Annotated in this window: 9 protein-coding genes; all 9 read left to right on the top strand. The window is 23.7% G+C overall.

The genetic code is table 4. From position 1 onward, the window contains the following. The first annotated feature begins 220 nt into the window (after positions 1-220). The 9 genes from metK to HLA92_RS01855 all read left to right on the top strand — a co-directional run bounded on the left by metK (position 221) and on the right by HLA92_RS01855 (position 22223). Positions 221-1366 carry a methionine adenosyltransferase gene (metK, locus tag HLA92_RS01890; protein WP_171112986.1) on the top strand — a complete coding sequence of 382 codons (1146 nt, stop codon included), beginning with the start codon at positions 221-223 and terminating at the stop codon, positions 1364-1366. A 167-nt stretch (positions 1367-1533) separates the two neighbouring features. After that, positions 1534-1743, top strand: coding sequence for a hypothetical protein (locus HLA92_RS01885; RefSeq protein WP_171112984.1), 210 nt, complete (start codon positions 1534-1536; stop codon positions 1741-1743). Further along, positions 1727-1972: a hypothetical protein gene (locus HLA92_RS01880; RefSeq protein ID WP_171112982.1), complete on the top strand. Its 246-nt coding sequence runs from the start codon at positions 1727-1729 to the stop codon at positions 1970-1972. Before HLA92_RS01885 ends, HLA92_RS01880 begins: the two co-directional genes overlap by 17 nt. Before the next feature lie 82 nt (positions 1973-2054). Continuing rightward, positions 2055-2228 (top strand): HAD family hydrolase, encoded by a 174-nt coding sequence (locus tag HLA92_RS03305; protein ID WP_237023519.1) that lies wholly within the window; start codon positions 2055-2057, stop codon positions 2226-2228. Between the two features lie 134 nt (positions 2229-2362). Continuing rightward, a complete protein-coding gene (locus HLA92_RS03300; RefSeq protein WP_212751816.1) occupies positions 2363-2548 on the top strand; it encodes a hypothetical protein in 186 nt (61 codons plus the stop codon). Between the two features lie 136 nt (positions 2549-2684). Continuing rightward, positions 2685-4055, top strand: coding sequence for a dihydrolipoyl dehydrogenase (locus HLA92_RS01870; RefSeq protein ID WP_171112980.1), 1371 nt, complete (start codon positions 2685-2687; stop codon positions 4053-4055). Positions 4056-4525: 470 nt separating this feature from the next. After that, complete coding sequence (locus HLA92_RS01865; protein WP_171112978.1) at positions 4526-4741, top strand: hypothetical protein; 216 nt, start codon at positions 4526-4528, stop codon at positions 4739-4741. Positions 4742-4764: 23 nt separating this feature from the next. Then, complete coding sequence (locus HLA92_RS01860) at positions 4765-13473, top strand: hypothetical protein (RefSeq protein WP_171112976.1); 8709 nt, start codon at positions 4765-4767, stop codon at positions 13471-13473. Continuing rightward, positions 13473-22223, top strand: a complete 8751-nt coding sequence (locus HLA92_RS01855) for a coiled-coil domain-containing protein (protein ID WP_171112974.1) — start codon at positions 13473-13475, stop codon at positions 22221-22223. The genes HLA92_RS01860 and HLA92_RS01855 overlap by 1 nt, the downstream gene beginning before the upstream one ends. Positions 22224-22245: the final 22 nt, after the last annotated feature.

The raw sequence follows: 22245 nt of genomic DNA, 5'->3' as shown, positions 1-22245 counted from the left end.
TTTAAAAAATCTTATTAATTTAATTAACAGACTTTAAATTGTGTTATAATTTTCTAGCAAAACATTGAGAGTTACGTAGCTTAGCGGCTTTGACGTATGCCAACCTGTTTTTCAAGGTGGATAGTGAGGAATGAATTTATTCATTTAACATGTGTAACAAATTCTAACTAATATGTATATGTACTCTCTTTTTTGCTTAATAATAAAAAGGGAGTTTTTTATGTCAAATTTTAATTATAAAAGTTTTACAGCAGAAAGTGTAGGTGCAGGACATCCTGATAAAATTTGTGACCAAATTTCTGATGCTATTTTAGATTCAATTCTAAAAAAAGATAAAAATGCAAGAGTTGCTTGTGAAGTGTTTGCAACCAACAGAATGATTGTAATAGGAGGTGAAATTTCTACTACAGCTTATGTTGATGTGGTGAAAGTGGCTTGAAAAGTTTTAAAAAGATTAGATTATAAAGAAACAGATTTTAGTATTGTTAGTGCAATTAATTCTCAAAGTCCAGATATTGCTTTAGGTGTTGATCAAAAAGATAATGAAATAGGTGCTGGAGATCAAGGGATAGTTTATGGTTATGCAATAAACGAAACTTCACAATATATTCCTTTAAGTTTAGCAATTAGTCATGAATTAGTAAAAGAAGCTGAATATTTAAGAAAAACAAGAAAAATTACTGAAATTAAAAGTGATATGAAAAGTCAAGTTACTTGCATTTTAGATAATCATAATAAATTTCAAGTACAAAAAGTTTTAATGAGTATTCAACATTTTAAAAATGTTAATTTAGAAAATTTAAAATCAAAAATTAAAAAAATGGTAATTGATCCTGTTTTAAAGAAATTTAATCAAGATATAAATGTTGAGTTTTTATTTAATCCTACTGGACGTTTTATAATCGGTGGCCCTGTTGGTGATACTGGTTTAACTGGAAGAAAAATTATTGTAGATACTTATGGTGGTAGAGCTCATCATGGTGGTGGAGCTTTTAGTGGTAAGGATTATACTAAAATCGATCGTTCAGCAGCTTATATGGCTAGATATATTGCAAAAAACATAGTAGCTGCTAATTGAGCTGATGAAATTGAAATTCAAATTTCATATGCAATCGGACGTCCAAAACCACAAAGTATTGCCATTACAACTTTTAATTCTGCTAAAATTGATGAAAATTTAATTTTAAAAGCTATTAATGAAAATTTTGATTTATCAGTTAAAGGTATAATAAATACATTAGATTTAAAAAATGTTTCATATCTAAAAACTGCAACCTATGGACATTTTGGTCGAGATGATGAAAATTTTAATTGAGAAAAATTAGATAAAGTAGACCAATTAAAAGCTTGACTTTTAGAACAATAATTAGCTTACACTTACTAGTGTAAGTTTTTTTAAATTAATAAATTTAATTAAAAAAACACTGAATTTCGGTCTAATAATCACCTTTAAAACGAAATTAAATTTTTTAAATTAAATATATAATATAAAAGTACAATTATTAAAAAAATATTGATTGGAGGGTATATTATATGGAAAAAAGACATCATTTAGATAAAAATCAAGATCATCATGATTTACAGACTAAAGACAATTTTCACTGTCATCATATAGAAAATAAAGATGTAAATCATCATCATATAGATCATAAAAACATCAATCATAATAAAGATTTGCACCAATCATCATGATCATCATCATGATCATTCTCACCATCATTTGATGATGATAAAAGACTTTAAAATTAAATTACTTATCAGTATCATTATTACTATTCCTGTTATTTTGATTTCTAGTTTTTTTGCAAGAATTATTAATAATGATATTTTCCGTTTTGCAGAAGTTAAGTACCTAGAATTAAGTTTATCAACAATTGTATTTATTTATGGTGGTATGCCATTTTTTAAAGGAACATTTTCTGAATTAAAAAATAAGCGTCCGGGAATGATAAAGATGGACAAAAAAAATTAACATTCGTAAAAATGTTAATTTTTTTTGTCCATCTTTATATACTATTATAAATTTATTAAAATCAAGAAATATTCAAACATATATGTTAACTGGAGACAATCAAAATGTTGCAAAATATGTTAGCGATAAATTAGGTTTAGATGGTTATTTTGCAAATGTTTTACCTCATCAAAAAGAACAAAAAATTAGACAATTACAAAATAATAAAAACGTATTTGTAATGGTTGGAGATGGTATTATGATGCACCTGCATTAGCTCGATCTGATGGTGGTATTGCAATTGGTTCAGGTGCTGACATAGCACACGATACTTCAGATATTATTTTAATTAATAACAATTTAAATGATATTGTTAATATTATTGTTTTTTCAAAAAAAACATATGCAAAAATGATTCAAAATTTATTATGAGCAGTTATTTATAATGTTGTTGCAATTCCATTAGCAGCAGGTATTTTGTCATTTGTTGGTGTAAATATAAGTCCTAAAATCGGAGCAATATTTATGAGTTTATCTACTGTTATTGTAGCTATTAATGCTGTATTACTAAAATTAAATAAGCATATAAGAAAATAGCAAAAAATCAAATTTAGCCCAAAAATTTAATAAAAAAATCGTTTTTTCTTTGTCTTTTAGTTATAAAATATATTTATTACATTTATATATTATTAATCTTATTTATAACGTATGAAACTAAAAAGGAGATAAGAAAATGAATAAATATGACATAGTAATTATAGGTGCTGGTCCAGGAGGTTATACCCTTGCAGCAATGTTAGCAAAACATTCCAAAAAAGTTGCCATTGTTGAAAAAAAACATTTTGGTGGAACATGTATTAATGAAGGTTGTATTTCTACAAAAACATTAATTAAATCAGCAAAAGTTTTTGAAGAATTACAGCAAGCAAATAAATATGGTTTTAGAGAACAAAAATTAAGTATAGATTTTGATGCTATTCAAGATAGAAGACTGAAAAATAAACAACTTTTAAACACAAAAATTGAAAATTTATTAACTGAATCAGGTGTAAAAATTTATTTTGATAATGCAACAGTTATTGATGAACATACAATTCAACTTCAAGATCAAAAAATTCAATTTGATAAATTAGTAATTGCAACAGGAGCTAAAAGCCGAGAACTAAATATTAAAGGTTTCAAAGAAGCTGCTCAAAAAGGTTTATTAATAAATTCTACTCAAGCTTTAAATTTAAAGCAACTACCTAAAACATTAAATATCATCGGATCAGGACCAATTTCATTAGAATTTGCTTATTTTTATGCAACTTTAGGAACAAAAGTTAAAATTTTTGAAGCAAGATCATTTATGGGAAATTATGACAAAGATTTACAAGATAGCATTAGAGAATATTTACAAGACCATAATATTGAATTGTATGAAAATGTAGAATTAATAGAATTTGATAATGATGCTTTAGTTGTTAAAATTGATAATAAGAAACAAATATTATATGCAGAAAAAACACTTTTAGCGGTAGGTAGAGTTGCAAATGTTGAATCTGTTAGCACACTTAATTTAGAACTAACTAAATCAGGTGCAATTGCTGTAAATGAAAAAATGCAAACATCTATAAAACATATTTATGCATTAGGTGATGTAACTGGATTAATGCAACTTTCATCTGTTGCATATAAAACAGCTGATATTATTACAGAACAATTATTAGGTTTAGAATCTGAAACATTAAATACTAATTTAGTTGCTTGGTCTGTTTATATTAATCCTGAATTTAGTGGTGTTGGTTTAAATGAAACACAACTAAAAGCAAAAGGAATGGAATATAATGTAATTAAATTTCCAACATCTGCATTACCTCGAACTCTTGCTGATGGATTGAATACAAAAAATGGTTTTGTGAAGTTTTTATTAGATAAACATACAAATCAAATTTTGGGTGCTTTTATGTGATTAGAAGGTTCTCACTTAATTATTAATCAAATAGCACAAGCAATGCAAAATAAAATTAGTTTTGATCAGTTAGAAAAAAGTGTTTATACACATCCAACTATTGCTGAAGTAATTTATTATGCAACTAGAAACTTTGTGTTTTCTAAAAAATAATTTCAATTTATAAGAATGCACTTTTGTAAAGTGTATTTTTTTAAAACTCAAAATTTTCACTTAATAAACAAATATAATATTAAAAATATTATAATATTAGTTAGAAAAATTAATGTTTAAGAAAAAATGTTATACAAATAAATTGAATTAAATATATTAATTCTTTGAAATATATTGTTTTATTTTATAAAAATATTTAAACATAATTTTTAAGTAAATTAATCAAAACAAATTTTAGAAAATCTAATACTTAAAATCTTGAATTTAATTTATTGCGTTATTTTAAAAAATTAAAAATTATTAAATTAATTAGTTTAAAACATTTAATAAATTAAATGATAAATTGATATAAAAATGTTTATTTTCAAAAAAAAAAAAAAAAAGCTTATAATTATTGTCTAAACAATTGGTAAATAAAATAGACATTTTAAGTATATTTATTTTCAAAATTTAGAAAGGCAGTAAAACTTATGGACAATACAAACAATGAATTACAAAGTAAAAAAGAATCTAAAAAATTGAAATTAAAAATAATATTAACAGTAATTTTTTCAATAATTTTTCTTGTTATTATTGCAGTTTCAATTGCATATATTGCGGATTTTTTAATTTATACAGGAACACATAAAGACGGATTGTTATTATCAGTAGAACAAAGAATACATGGAATTTTTTATTGATTTTAATAAAAAGTAATTAAGGAGAAAATATGTCTGAAACAAACAAAAATAAAAGAAAAAGATTTATGCTAGCTACACTTTTAACAACAGCTATTCCTGCTGTTGCTTTAGCTATTACAGTACCTCTTTTACATACAAATTTAGATGCAGATGATTTAAGTAAAGAAATCAATGCATATAGACAATTAAATGAAGTAACAAACAAAGCAATTAAATTTTTAAAATCTCAAAATGAATTAAGTAAAGAAAGTGTTGAACAATTACAAAATGAAATTAATTATTCAAAACAAATTAGTCAAGTTAGATTAAATAGAAACAACACAGATTTAAGATCATCTATTACTAATATGCTTAATCAAAGAAATAAAATTAGAAGTTTGATGTTACGCTTAACATATAAAGATTCTAAAAACAAAGAAACATTAGACAAAACAATTGATGAATATAAAAATTTAATAAGAGCAAAAGATTTACAAGCTGAATTTAAATCACTTTTATCTCAAAATAAATCCAAAGAAGAATTTTTAACAGAAGTAGATAAAATTGTTGAACACCAAGATCAAGTTAATTTTTCAGTTGAATTAGAAATGAATATTTTCCAACAAGGAAATATTACTAAACTTAATAGATTACATTTAGGTTCAAAAATTAATGAACTTAATGATATAACTAAATTTATTTATGAAAGATTAGAAAAAGGTGAAATAACAAGAGATGCTGTTAATGTTTATGAAAATATGTTTGATAATGAATCTAAAAAATTATTTAACAATGAGATAAACAATAACACTCAAAGTATCAACAAACTTTTATCACAAATTGATGAAGCTAAAAGACAAGTGTCATTAGCTGCTTTTGAAGATGATCAAAAAGCTAAAATTGATAACGAATTAGATGCAGTTAAGGATTTTATAAATCTTAATCAAATAGATTTAAATGCAACAGTAATTGATGCAGATGGTGCAAAAACAGCATTTGATTTAATTTCTAATTTTGTTTCTTCAATTACCACTAAAAGTGCTCAATATTTTAAATCACAATCAGAAGTTGTTGCTTTGGTTAAATCATTAATTTTAAATACTAAAAAATCAATTAACAATTACCAAAATACATTTTCAAATAAAATTAATTCAGTTTTAGAAAATGCTCAAAATTACATTGATAATAAAAAATATGATAATGTTCAAGAAATTTATTCTAATTTATTTAGAGATCTAAATTCAATTAATATAGCAAGTAAATTAACTGCAAGTGTTCAAACATTAATAGAAAATTCTCAACTAAATAATCAAGAAAAAAGTGAAATGATTAATGAAATTAAAAATATGTCTTATACTGATTTCTTTAGTTATGTTTCTAAATTAAATGGACAAATTGCACACGTAAATGCTGCACAAACTATTAAAGATTTTCTAAAAGAAAATTTACAAACACTTAAATCACAAATTGAATTTTCAATTGCAAATGCTGGTTTTTATTCAACTACAAATGATTTAAATGAAATAAACCAAACATTAAATGCAATTAATATTTTAGATACTAATAACATTTCAAATAGTGATTTAGCAACTCAATTTGAAATGTTATTAAATGTGGAAAGAAAACATAATAAAAAAGAGCTGGCTAATTTATTACCACAGTTACATTTTGAATTTTCAAAAAATACTGTTTCTAAAGATTTAAAACAAATTTGAGATTCTAAAAAAGATACTTTTCAAGCTTATACACATGCTTTTTCTACTGCTAGTCGTCTTGAACTAGCTTCAACTACTACTAATTTAGATGATAATTTTAATCAAGGGGCTACTCAATATTCATACAATTTATTAAATGATGCAAAATTATCTAATCGTGTAAATTCATTACATAATGAAACAGATAAAACGTTAGAACTTATAAATGAGGAATTTTGAGATGATAATGATAATCCAGTGAAATTAGAATTGGAAACAAAAGTAAAAGAAATTGCTTCACAAGCATTAGTAATTGAACAAAATAATTCATTATCTACTAATCAAAAACATGCTTTATTAGAAAAATTAGAAAAAGAACATGACATTTACAGAAATAAAATTTCAGAAATTAGATCATTAGGTGCTGAAAGAGATGAAGCAATTAAAATTTTAGATAGTGTAAAAAATAATGAAAAAGTAAAAATTTATTTAGCAAAAGAATTAAAACTTATTAAAGATTTAAAAGAAAAAGCAGATCAAGCATTAAATAATCCAACTTCTCCAAATTTCAATTTATCAGAAATTCAAGCAGAATTAAATGCTGCTTTAAAAGATTTTGGAGACAAGAAAAATGAATTAGAAGGGGCTACAGCTGCTTCTGCAATTAAACGTCTTTTAAATGATGTATTTAGTTCACAAAGAGATGCAGCTCAAACTGAAACACCTGCTGAATCTAAACTTTCTGAAGCTCTTAAAAAATTACAAGATGAATCAGTGGATATAGGTACAAGTGATAAATCCGAGTTAGAAAAAACTAATGCACGTCAAGTATTATCAAATAAATTTGCGATATTAAGAGATGCAATTGAAGCAACATCTGATTTAGAAATTGGAACCAAAAATTTAGAAGCTGATCATCAAAGAGCTTTAAGAGCAACAGCTGAATTAAAAGAAGAAGCTAATGGAGATATTTTCCCTGATGAGGAATCACAAAATGAATTTAAAGATGAAGTATCTAAATTAGAAACTAAAAATGCTCAAACACAAGCTAAAATAGATGAATTACACAATATTATTAATAGTGTTCTTTATGATCCAAATATTCATAATAAGGCATGATTAGAACAAAAGAATCGTGAAATTAATAATTTAAGAAAACAAATTGAAATTAATGTTGCAGCTGCTAAGTTAAAAAGAGAGCAACTTCTTTTAAGTTTAAACAAAATTAATGTTAATGATTTACAAAATGCTGATGATATAAATCAACAACCATATTCAATATTAGTAGCTGATGTTGAAAGATTTGAAACAGAAAAACAACAAGCTATAAGTAATATTGAGACAAAAAATGCAGAAATTCAGAATTTAAATCAACAAATTGCAGATAAACAAGCTAAATTAGAAGAATTATGAAAAAATGGAATTAATTTAATTGACGAGCAAGAAATAAAAGAAAATGACAAAAAAATTGCAACTTTACAAAGTGAAGTTAATAATTTACAACAAAAAGTAGTGGATGCATATAATTCAGCTAATTTCACTGCAAATAATACAGCTGTACAATTAGCACAAAAACAACCTCTATTAGAAAAATTAAAAGAAGCTGCATTAACACTTAATAAATTAGATAAAACTAAATACCCAGAACTAGCTCAAAATTTATTAAAAGTAATTAATGAAAATCGTGCTTCAAGTTTAGATAATAATGGTACTATAAATAATAAAATAGCAAATATTAATGCAATGTTACAAAAAAGTGAATCATCTAAACAATCAAAAGATGAATTAGAAAAATTAAAAGACTTACAAAAAGATCAATTTAAAAATGATAATTATGTGCAAAGAAAAATATTTGAAGATGTAGATAATCAAATTACAGAACTATTTAATCAACAAAAAGCAATTATTGAAGATCCAAATTCAACAAACTCACAACTGATCCAAGCTAAAAATGTTATCAAGAATGCAATTGTTTCATTTAAAAACAAAAAAACTCAAATCAACCAAGAATTTGAGCAAGCAAAAGATGATTTAGCAAATGAAATTGAAAGATTGGAAAAAATAGAAATTAATGAACATTTTCAATCTCATAATCCACAAGACCCAACCCATGGAAGTTATATTCAAAAATTAAAAAAACAATATCAAGATTTAATTAACAACACTGCAACAAATGTAACTTCTCAAACTTCATTTGATCAAGCAACATTAGCTGATTTTCAAAACATAAGAAGTCAATTAAATTTAGCATTTAACAAAGATAAATTTAATGACAAAAAAGCAAAATTACTTCAAAAAGTACAAGCATCTAAAGAAAAATTAGCTCAAGCACCACAACTAGATTTAAATGGTGAAAATCCAATTGAAAAGATTGAACAATTAATTAATAAATTAAATGAAAATGTTAATGACGAAAATAGTACAAATAATGTAAATGACATAATCAGACAAGACCAAAAACTAGATTCACTAGATATACTACTTGATGAACAAGATAAAGTTATTAAAAAAGCCAAAACATTAAATAATAATGATGTTAATAAACAATTTTTAATTGATGCATTTAAACAATCAAGTCCAACAGCACATGATGTTAATCCAACTGCTACAGACCCAACTAATGAAACTATTAATAATAAAATTGCTGAATTAAGTGCAAAATTTGCTGAAGCTGCAAGTTTTGATGAAGTTAAAGCTGATCAAAAAGCTGACATTGCAAAAACTAAAGAATTATTTGATGCTAAAATAGTTGGTTCAGATGATAAAGCTAAAACTGCAATTGATCAATTACTAGATCAATATACTCAAGATGTAGAACAAGTTCAAAGAAGTGATAATGACCATCAAGGCGATGATAAAAAACAAGTTATTGCAATTGGTAATAAAGCTAAAAAAATCCGTGCAAATATTCAAAACATAGTTGATTTTGCTAATTTAATAAAAAAATCAAATGAGACACAATCTCAAATTACACCAAGTGGTGTTTTAGAAAATGCTTTACAAGAACTTAAAAAGAAGATTGCAGATAAATTAGCTGATGCTCAAACTAAATACACTGATATAGATTCATTTAATGTTTTATCTCAAGAAATTAATACATTAGTAAAAAGTTCAAAAGAACTTGTTGATTTAAATACTAATTTAACTACATTAAAAACTCAAGTTGAATCAATTACATATAGAATTGGTACTCATAATGATAATGATCCAGCAACTAAAAAACAAGAATTTCAAAATTATGTTACTAAATTAATTGAATACGCAAATTCTGATACTGTAAAAAATGATTCTATTCAAATTTCATTATTAAATACAATTGCAAAAAAAGCTCAAGCTTTAGCCAATCATCAAACAGAAACATTAAAAAATTACGATAAAACTGCTTGAAATTATGAAAATACTCAATATGGATTTACTTATGATGAAAAAAATATTGGTCAAGCTGTTTTAGATGCAGTTCCTAAGATTCCAGCTGGTAATTTTAATTCAATTGAACTAACACAAGATTTAGAAACTAAAGAATCAAAATTAAATAGTGATTATGATGATGCAGATAAACTATATGAAAAAAGAAAAGAAGCATTAGAACAAACTAAAGAAACTTTAACAAATAGTATTAGCCAAATTGATTCATTTACAAATGCAAATGGAAAATATGATGAATTGAAAAAAGATCAAAAAATCTTCTTTGTAAGTCAATTAGACAAAATTAAAAATGTCCAAAGTCCAGCAAATATCGAAAATATTACTACTATTTTAAATGAGACTTCAAGTACTAATCAACTATTACCTTTATATGTAAGCTTAGCAGATACTGTGAGTTTAGCTAAAATAAAAGTAGCAGAAGTTAATGCAATTAATGAAACAAAAGCAGAAATTTTAACTAATACAACAAATGAAATTCAATCAAAATATGAAGAAATTGAAAAAACTTCTGCTACAACAGTAACTGATAATTACTACTACAAAGAATTAAATAAACAAAATATAAATCAAAAAATAACTGAATTAAAATCTTTAATCGCAAAAGTAGATTTATTAAAACAATATAATACAAAATTAAACTTAATTAATAATGAAATAATTGATAATGATACAAATAAAAATGATAAATTAAAACAACCATTAAAAGAAATTTTAAATAGTTTAATTAATGAATTAAATGGTATTCCAGTTGTTGATGTTGATATTATTAATACTTTAGTAAATAAATATTTAACAGTTGGAAATAATAGTTTTGATGTAGCTTTAGAACATACAAAACAATTATATAAAGCAATTAATCTAGCAAAAAGTTTTCAACCAAATAAATCTGAAAGTTATTATCAAAATGAAACTCAAGCAATGAAAGATTTATATGATAAATTAGATAAAGTAATTTTAACTGCACAAACAAATATTGAAGAAGTTTTTGCTTCTCCAAAAGTTCATAACGAAGCAAATAAATTATTATCTATTTATAACATTAATGACAATATTGATGGTATTATTGCTTTAATAAAAAATCAAAAACAAAGAGAAATTCAAAGTGTTTTAAGTGAAATTACTGATTTAGATAAATACTTAACTCAAAACTACAATTCAAGAGATCCACATAAAACTCCAAGATCAAATGAATATTTAGCTCTTAAGATTAGACAAAGTGCTTATCCTAATTTAGATACTTTTGAGAAAATTAAAACTGCTCAAGACAATTACACAAATGCATTAAAAGGTTTAAAAACTCAAAAACAAGGTATTATTAATTTTGAAACTAATCGTTTAAAAGTTATTTATGATCAATTAAATCCTTACGTTAAATTCTTAAAAGGTTTAGAATATAAAACTTCTACAATGTTAAGTGACTCTGAGGCTAAGAAAATTTCAAGTTATTTAGGTTTTGAAGATGCTTCATTAGATAATTTTGGTGAAGATTTAAAACAATATACAACAATAACTGCTAATACAGACAATAATCAAAACTTTATATTAAGAACCAATGAATTAAGAAATTTATATAATAGTTTAGAAAATGATTATAAAAATATTAAAAATATTTCCAAAAATTCATATATTCAACTAAAAAATGAAATTACTTTATTTAATCAACAATTAAAAGAAGATAATAATAATCATCAAAATCTTTATGATTTAGTTAAAATAATTGCAGATAAAAATAGCGCCTTTGATGCATTAAAAACTAAAATATCTGAAGTAAATGACAAAACTATTGCAATTAATACAAATAATGATTTATTATCAGAACAATCATATGATATTGATTATAATCAAACTAATAATTCAAAAGAAACTGAAATTAATCAAGAATTTAATAATTTTGAAACTGCAACTAAATCAATATTAGCAGCTATTGATAGTATTGATAAATTAATATATGATACAAATAATAATAGTATAGATAGTTTACAAAGTAATTACAATAAATTTATTGAAAAAAGAACATTAGATAAAATGTTGGAATTAATTGCAGATACAAATCATCAACAAAATAATAACCAAAACACTATCTTTGGCGATGTTATTAATACTTATACATCAATTTATAATTCATTAGTAAATGCAAATAAAAATCCTACAAATACTGAATTAGCTAAGAAAAATGCTTTATCTATTACTCAAAAATTAGATATTTTAAAAAATATTTATAATTCAACTGTTTCATTATATAAATGAATTAATGATCCAGTTAATAAGCAATTTTTCTTTAATTACTTAGTTTCAAACAATCAAGAACATATTAGAAATGAAATTTCTCCAAAAGACAATGTTTTATTAGAGGATTTAAAAGAAGAAATTAAAAAACAAGATAGCCAAAATACTTTAATTCAAATAGATGTTACAAACAATACTCAATTTTTAGATTTCTTTGATAAATTTTTATTCTTAAAAGGTAATGAAACAATCTTTAATACAAACAATGTACATGTTTATATAACTAGAAACTCAACAAGTGAAGATTGAATTCCTGCATTTTTACAAAGTGATACAAGTATTAAGAAAACTAAATTTAATATAAAAATTGAATATACTAAACCAACTAGTGGAGATAATTTCTTTAATGATGTGACAAATTTCGATATTAGATTTAATGATATTTTTGTTACATTTAACACTTTACAAGCATTAAGATTTACAAAAGCGGATTTATATGATCCAAATCATCCAAATAATAATGCAAGTCAAAATCAAACTTACTCAAATAATAAAGTTTTATTTAATGCTTCAAAAGCAGGATGAAATAACAAAACATTTACTATTGAACTATTATCAAAATTCTCTGCAGGTGGTGCACAATATCAACAAGAAAATGGATTAAGTTTAATTAGAGAAGATATTTCATTTGACGGAGATCGATATGAACAATCTATATTAAATCAAATTCCACAACCAGAAAATGTTAATACATTAGGTGAAAAAGCTATTTTCGAAGGTAATTATGATAATATGGATCTTTCTACATCATCTGCTAATTTAAAATATAAAATTAAATTTAAAAATGATATTCCAGGATTAAATATTCCATTAAATGGTTCAACTACTAAATATTGAAAAATTCCAAAAATTAAAAACAAACAATTTATGTATTGAACACAAAATTCATCTGACTTAAGATTAGATGGTGGTAATTATAGAAGTTGAATTCCATTTTTCATTTCAATCCCAGTAGTTAGTGATGATGGACAATATGGTGTGTTATATCGTTGATATCAATCAATAACAACTATAAGAATATCATCTACTGATGATTATCAATATAAATATGCAGAAGCAAATGACAGACAGCCAGGTTGATACCTATACCTTCCAAATGAATCTGATAAAAACAAAATAGACATGAGTGATGAGCTAACTGACATAAATGATGATGCCACTAAAAATGCAATTAAAGCTAATTTATGAGCTAAAGCATTTGGAAATGTTTGAAAAGATAAATTAAATGCAGCATATACAACATATACTAACAGATACTTTGCTGTCGAAAATTATGATGAAAAATTTAATCAAGTATTAGATAAATATGATATTTATTTAAAATTACATAATAAAAAAGAAGGGAGCAAATAATGAAAAGAAAAGCATTAAAATCAGCTATAGTAGCATTTGCAGCCATTGATATAGCACTTGCGATTTTTGTATTATGAAATAAACAAAAAAGAGTAAAACAACAAACAATGGCTTTACAAAGATACGAAGAATTTACTAAATCTTTTAATAATTTTCAAGAAGATTTCAATTTAGATAATGATACTAAACAAGAATTAGAAAATAAAACTCGTTCAGCTGAATTTATTATTAATAATCCAAATACAAGTGCACTTGAAAAATTTGTTGCTTTAAATAATATTGGAGATTATCAATTTTCATTAATCAAAAACTGAGTAGATAAAGAATTAAATGCAAATACTTTTGATAATCAAAAGGCAGATAAATTAAAAGAACTAATCAAAGGACAAATTAAAAGATTAAGAGAAATTGATTTAAATAGTCAATTTAACAACATTCGTTCAATTAATCTTAATTATTCATTTGATAATTTCAAAAAAATGTCAAATGAAGATAAAAAACAATGATTTAATCAATTTACATCTGAATTTAGTTCAAAAATAAATCAACAATTTGCTTTAATTAATAATTATTTATTACAAACTAATAATTCTTTAGATGATAATGTTAAACAATTAATACAACAATATCCAACTCTTGCATTACGTAATGAAGTTATGCAAAATGTTTTCCAAATTGAAAATGATCTTTTAAATCAAAAATTTAGAATTAACGATATAGCAATTAATAAAACTCATATCGAAAATAAATTAAAAGATTCAAGTTTAGAAAACCAAGAATTTGTTAAAAAATACAATCAAGTTATTTTAGAAATGAATGAGATTGTTAATGGTAATTTTGAAAATGTTTTCAATAATACTTTATCTTTAATTAAAAAAGATCAAACATTATCTGCTGAAATCAACAACCAAATTAATGATTTACAATCAGCAATTAGTGAAAATAATTTAGCAAGAATAAATCGCGAAATTTTTGATAAATTAATCGACTTAATGGTTAAAAATAATTTAGTTGCAGAAAAAGAACTTAATGATCATTTAGCCTTAAAATCAGTTTATACTTATTTATCTTTAAGTGATTATTTAGAAAATACTTCGACTTTAAAAATTGAATCTTCACAATCAATTAATGATTTACAAGATGCTTTAGATAATTTAAAAACATTTAAAAATATGTTAGAATCTAAAAATTCTACAAATCAACAAATTATTGATGAATATATTAACTTTGTAAAAGCATTTCCAAACATCAGTTTTAATTCACAAGCTCAACAATTAAAACAAGATCCTAACTTTTTAAATTTAATTAATATAAAAGATGTTGAAAAAATTGATAAGCAAAATTTAATTTCTGTGATTACTAATTTAAGAAATCAATTTAACACTTTACGTAATTTAGATCAAAAATATTTAGTTGCTAAAAATCATTTTAAAGATATTAATTTTACAGTAAATTCACAATATCCTAGTCCTTTAATTAGTAAATTTGAATTAAATGAATTTAATGATGCAATTCAAACATTAAGTAATAATAAAAATTTAAAATTAAATGATTTGGTTAATGAAGTTAATACTAAAATTGATACTGTTTCAACTTTAATTGAAACCAGAAACGAATTTAGAAATTTAGCTAAACAAATTAATTCAACAATTTTAAATTTAAATGATTTTGAAAAAGATATTAAAGATATTTATTTAAATAAACAAGTTAAACAACTTGCAACTGATTTACAAAATAGAATTTTAAGTTTAAATATTTTTTCAACATTAAACAAAAATCAAATTGTTGAAAATAAATATAATATTCGTGAACAACTTCGTGGTTTACAAAAAATTGAACTAGGATTTTTACGTTCAAAAACAATTGAACAATTTAGTAAATTAAGTAAAAATAACGTAAGTGATTTTCAACAAATTAAAGAGAAAATTAACACCATAGCAAAAGTTTTAAAAAATGATAACTTACAAACATTAGATATTAATTATGCTGTTATTGAAAATAAATTAAATGATTTAAATAATCGTGTTGAAAAAGAAATTTCCCTTCAATTTAATCCAATTATTTCACCTCAAGTATTGAAATTAATTCAAGAATATAAATTTATTGTTAATGTTTTAGAATCAGCACTTAAACAAGATCAAGCCACCATAAAACTATATAAGGCAATTGAATATACATACAATGCGTTTAATAAAACAAACGATCCAAATTATAAACCTTCAGAATATGAAATTAATCAAATCAATGCTTTAGCAAATGCTAATTTATCTTTACATCAAGAAGCAATGAAAATGAATGATTTATTATCTCAAGATGATAATCAACAAAATAATCCACATTTATATAATGATGATTTTAAAGAGACTATTTCTGCAGTTGAAAAAACTGCAAGTAATGCACAAAATATAGTAGATGCTATTAATGAAGTTAGCGATGTTATAAATAAATTAGATAAAGCAAGAAGTGAAATTGAACAAGATGAAGATTTAAAAGATAATTTTCAAGAAGAATTTGCACAAATGGATCAAATCAAAGCTAATATAGCAGCTGAACTTGCAAAAGATAATGTTGATTTAGATAAAATCCATGCGCTAAATCAACAAGCAAATGATTTATTAAATTCAATTAATGAAAAACGTAAAGATGGATTTTTAAACCAAAAACTAGATAAAATAAAAGCAGCAATAGATAAAGCTTATCCTGAAAATAATTTAGCAGATTCTCCTGGTGAAGATGGTTTACGTACTCGTTTAAAACAACTTTATAATCAAGCGGCAAAAGAAGGATTAACTAGACAAGAAAAAGAATCTATTTTAGCAAATGCAGATTTATTATCTCAATCTATAAAAATAGTAAAAAATATTGAAGATAAATTAAATCAATATGATGAAGATGCTACAAGATATAATTCCGATCCTGATAGAAAAAATAGAGTGCCAGATGAAATTTTAGAAGAAGGTAAATTAAAAGAAGATATTCGAGTTTTATTTACAGCTTTAGGTTCAGCTGAAAATATTCCAGATGCAAGTAAATTACAAGATGCATCAGATAATGTAGATATACAAAAAGCAAAATTAGATTTAGCTTATAATAAAGATAAAATTGAAACATTAAACGATCGTATTGGTGATAAAAAATACCAAATTGATGCAAATCGTCCAGAAGCATTAAAATCACAATTAAATAACACAATTACTGGAATTGATGCTTATTCAAAACAAAAATTAAATTCAGATTCATTAACAGATACTGATGAAGCGTTAAATAAATTAAATAATGAAAATGAATTAATTGATATTGTTAAAAAAGCAATTCAAGAACATGACAAAATTAAAAATGATCCTACATTAATAGATACTGAATCTGCTATTGAAGCAAATAAATTGCAACAAGTAATCAGTGCTAATATGCCTAATTTAACTAGTCCAATTGATACTCTTGAAGATATTCAAAATAAAAAAGATAAAATTCAAAAAGCTATTAATAATGCAAAAGCAAAACATGAACTAAGAAAAGTTGTTAAAAATGATTTACCAAAAATACTAACTGAAGATGAAGAAAATAGAGACTTATTAAAAGAAGTAAAAGATTCAATAAAAGAAGTAGAAAAAGAATATCAAGCTATTTTAGATGCTAATGATAATGCTTTTGAAGCAGAAGATATTAAGAAAAAAACCACAGCTTTATTAAATAAAATTAACCAATTAAAAGCTAAAAAACAATCATTATTATCAGATTATAATCAAGCTAAAAAACAATCTGATCTTCTAAAAACAGAATATGATAAAAAAGCTTTTCATAATCAACAAGCTCCTGATGGTGATAATTTTAATAATTATGAGCAAGCTCGTCAAGCATATCTTTCTGACTTAGATAATACAGATAAATCAACAATTGCTTCTATAAAAAGTCATGAAGAAGCTATTAAAAAAGCTTATAACAAAGACGTTGCAGAAAATGCAATTGATAGATATAATAAATTTATAAATAAAGATATTAATTCAGTTCCTGAAGAAGACATTAATGGTGTAAAACAATTAGCTGAAGAGTTTAATAACTTCATTAAAGCAACATTAAACAATCATAACGGTATTGAAACAGAAAAAGAAGCATTAGATATTTCAAAACAAACTCAAGCAATGAAAAACTACAACGATACACAAAAAGATGTTGTAGATGCAATTGCTAAATTTACTAAACTAACTAAAGATAATCCAAATGATAATGAAACTCAACGTGGTATTTCAAAATTAAAAGCTCTTTTAGCATCTACTGAATATCCTACTGCTCCTTTTAATACTGATGATATTGTTGCAAAAAATAACGATTTAATTGCAAAATTAACCGAAATAAAAGAGGAAATAGGTAGAAGAAGCGAAAATAAAAAATTAGCAAATGAATTAATTGACCATGCAAAAAACTTTTCAAATATACCTGGTGAATCTAATGAAACTAGAGGCCAAGTTAATAAAGTAATTGAAGATATTTTTAAAAATCAAAAACAATTAGGAAATTTAGTTGATAATGATTTTGCCAAAATTACTGAAGAAGTTTTAGAAAATATTAAAGACACAAATTCAAAAACACTTGAAAAACCTGCTTTAAAAAATATTAAAAATAAATTAGATGTAATTAATGAAACAAAATTATATTCAGATGCTTTAGGTTTAGTTTCAGGATCTGCTTTATTGTTAATTGAAAATAGTAATGCAAATAATTCGAATTTAGTTAATTCTTTAGTAACTAATGATTTATCACCTTTAATTCAAGATGCAAGAAGACTTTATGCAGCTACAATTTCAAGTGATCAAGAAAAAGATAATGCTCAAATTGAAGCTATTAAAACTAAATACATTAATAAGATTAAAGAAATTGAAGCAGCTAAAGATAGATTAACACAAGCAAATGACATTGAACAATCACTTGCTCAAACCTTAACATTAACAAATGATGTTAATTACTTTGAATTTGGTGGAATTAGTGGTGATGAAAATTTAGAAAAAGCACAACAATGATTAAAACAAATTTCAAACAGTGCAAATATTGATTCAACTTTAACCTCTCAACAAAAAACTGATAAATTAAATGAAGTTAAATCAAAAGCAGAAGCAGCTAAAACTTTTATCACTAAACAAAAAGAAATATCTCAACAAATTCAAACTTGAATGGATGAACGTAGTCAATTAGGTAATGAAAATTTAGAAATTACTAAAAAAGATGAACAAAATCTAATTAAAGCAATGTGAGATACTTTACCAAGTAGTACTCAAAACTTAAATGCAAACCAAATTAATAATAATTTACAAACTTTAGTTGCTAAATTTGATAATGTTAAAAAAGCTCGTGATGAAAGAGTTAAAACTGCTAATTTAATAAAATCAATTGAACAATCACAAACATATACAGATTCAGAACAATATCCAAAATTATTTGCTGATCTAAAGAAAAAAATTAAAGAATTAAACAATGAAAATGCAAATGCTGATACTGTAGAACAAATGAAAGCAATTCAAGCAAAAATAGAACTGCTAAAAAGTTTCTTAACTAAAAAATTATTATTAGCTCAAAAATTAAAAGAATTTAATGAATATAATCAAACTGTAGTTCCATTAAATGATGATATAGATAACAAAAAACAAACATTTATTACTGAAATTAATAGTGCAGAACAAATTTATAATGAAGATATTCCAACAAGAGAAAATATCCATACTAAAGAACAAGAAATTGATACCAAAATTAAAATTTTACAATTACATGAAGCACGTTTACGGGTATATGTAAAATCAGGTGAAGTTGAAGCTCAAATTAATAATGAATCAGTAATTAATAGTAATGAAAAAACATTCTTAAATAATAAATTCAAACAATTTAAGAATGAATTAGATGCAATTCATTTTGATAATAATACTCAATCACAAGTATTTACTGACATTGAAAATAAATATTTAACAGGTGAAACTGAAAATTCAATTCCTTTTGTTTTCCAAAAAACCAAGGATTTAAGTATTGCATATCGTGATGCATCAAAAGTTAATGTTTTAAAACAAACAGGTTTAAGTGCACAATTAGATTCAACAAATGTATCATCTAAATTTAATCAATTAAATCAAGCAATTAATGAAGCAATTACATTAAACTCATCTGACCAAGCTACAAATCATCAAAAAGAAGATAAAGTTCAAGAACTAAAAAAATTAGTAAATGAAGTTATAACAGCTAAAAAAGATTCCTTAAACGTTGTAGCAACTAATGCAAGAACTTTGCTTACTCAATTAAGTGATGGAGCAAATTTAGCAACTGATACTGTTTTAAATACTTTTAAAGATAAATCAGTTGATAAACTAAATAGTTATCAAATTGCTCAAGACGAAAATCCAGAAGTTTCAATAAAAAATATGAATATCTTATTACAAGATGCTCTTGATACCTTTAGAGAACAAGTCCAAAAAGCATATCAATTGCAAAGTACAAAATTAGCAACTGAACAAGTAAAATTACAATCATATAAAAATAATATTTTATTAGATTCAATTTGAAAACAATCAACTAGAACTAAATTTAATCAGATTACTAGTCATTTAACTGAAGTTGATAACTTTATTAAGATGCATGAAACAATTGAAAATAATTTAAAACAATATTCTTCAATTGATTTAACTACTTCATTTTCAAATGCTTATTTAACTAAAAACATTGAATTAATTAAACAAGCTCGATCAGCAATTGAACAATTTAAAAATTCAATTAATAACGATTTTGATGATTTATTTACTTCTGATACTGGAAAATTAGTAAAATTAAAAGCAATATTTGATAAAGGTCTTGTAACTACTGAACAAAAAACTTTATTTTCAGAAATTAATTTAAATACCACTCAAAATCAATATAATGTATTAAAAACACAATTAAGTAAATTCACTGATAATAATAATTTAAGTAGTATTAAATCAAATGATGATATTAATAAATTACAAAATGATATTAATGATGCAAATCAATTAATAGTCTCATTTAATAAATTAATTCAAACTTTTAAAACAGAAGCACAAACTTTATTAACTAATCGTCAACATTTAAATGAAATTTGACAATATCTATTTAAAGCTGATAAAGACCAATTTGCTGCAAATATTAACACTCAATACCAAAGTCATTGGCAAACAATTAATCAAGCAATTTCATCAATTACTCCAAAAACTGAAGCTGATTTTGTTAGTCAAGGTTATATTTTTGATAATAATATAAATGGTTTAACTACTTATGTAGATGATACAAAAGACTTTATAGATTATATAAATAATAATAATTTAAATGATATGTATAAATTATTATTACATAATCAAAATCCAACTATAAAATCATCAGTAATTTATGAAGATTTTAATAAAAACCTATTAAAATTAACCCAAAATAATGATTCAGAATTTGATATTACTAATAATGATTCATTTTTAAGTATGTTTGAAAGTTTTGCAGATACTAAATTAGACAATGATTCTAAGTTTAATCCAATTTATTTTAAAGTTTCAATTGTAAAAGATGCAGCAACTAATTCATGAGTTACAAAAAAATCAAGTAATAGTTCTAATAAAGTTTATAAAATTAAATTAAAATATCAATATACACCGAATAATTTAACTACTTTTAATAATTATTCAGGATTTAGTTTTGAAGTAGATAGAGAAATTACCTTCAAAACTAAAGATACACTTGCATTAACTTCAGGAACAAGTTCAATTTTCTTTAAAGATAATAACATTAATAATTTAGGTTATAATTCAAAACAAATAATAGGAAATGCTGATGAACTTGGTTGAGAAGATGTAACTAATCGTCAATTAGCAAGTGAAAAAGTATTTAGTACATTTAAAAAAGCTTTAGGTATAACTGATGGCCAAAAATTAGTTACATATCATACTTCTGATAAACAAAAACACTTTGCTGTGTTAAATAGTAATGGTAGCTTAGAAGAACGTAATCAAGGTAATGATAATTTCAATATTAAATTCAAATTCCCTGAATATTATATTTATCAACAATCAACTCAAATTCAAGCAAATTCAGAATTACAAGATTTAAATATTTCTATTTTAAATAATGAAATTTTAATTGATGCTGTTTTACCTGCTAACTTATTAGTTGGTAAAGCAAACTATGAAGCTAATAAAAATACTATTTCATTTGCAATGGGTAATGATATTACTCCTGTTGCCAATAGACAAATGCCTGATGTTGTTTTATATAGAATAAGATTGGCAGTAGATTTTGATAATGCAACTAAAAATATTTCATTATTTTTAACTCATTATGATAGTTATAATGTTACTAAACAAAAAACATTTAATGATAATTCAGTTACTCCAACATTAGAATATAGTGAAACTGATGGTAGCACAGCATATGTATGATCAAATACTGATTTTGCTAAATATATGATAACCCATACAGAAAAATGAGATAATACAACTGAACATGGTAACGGTTCTTATTCTCTAAGAACAATATTTCATAACAATGGTCAAGCGGATAATAATTATCAAGGTGTAACACCAAATAATTCACATATCGGAAATGGTGTTTATATTATTAAAAACTTCCAAACCTCAGCTGTATACATTTTTACAAATATTATAAATGGAGATAATATTAAACAAACATCAACTATTAATAGAAATGAAGAACCTAAATTATCTACTATTTATAATAGTGGTATTGTTGAATTTAATTTTAAAGATTTAAAATCTTAAAATTTATACATTAATGATAAGA

The organism is Mycoplasma miroungirhinis, assembly GCF_013008815.1.
Classification (GTDB): Bacteria; Bacillota_I; Bacilli_A; order Mycoplasmatales; family Metamycoplasmataceae; genus Metamycoplasma; species Metamycoplasma miroungirhinis.
Note: the sequence above shows the minus strand (reverse complement) of the source record. Positions and strands in the feature narration are given on the sequence as shown.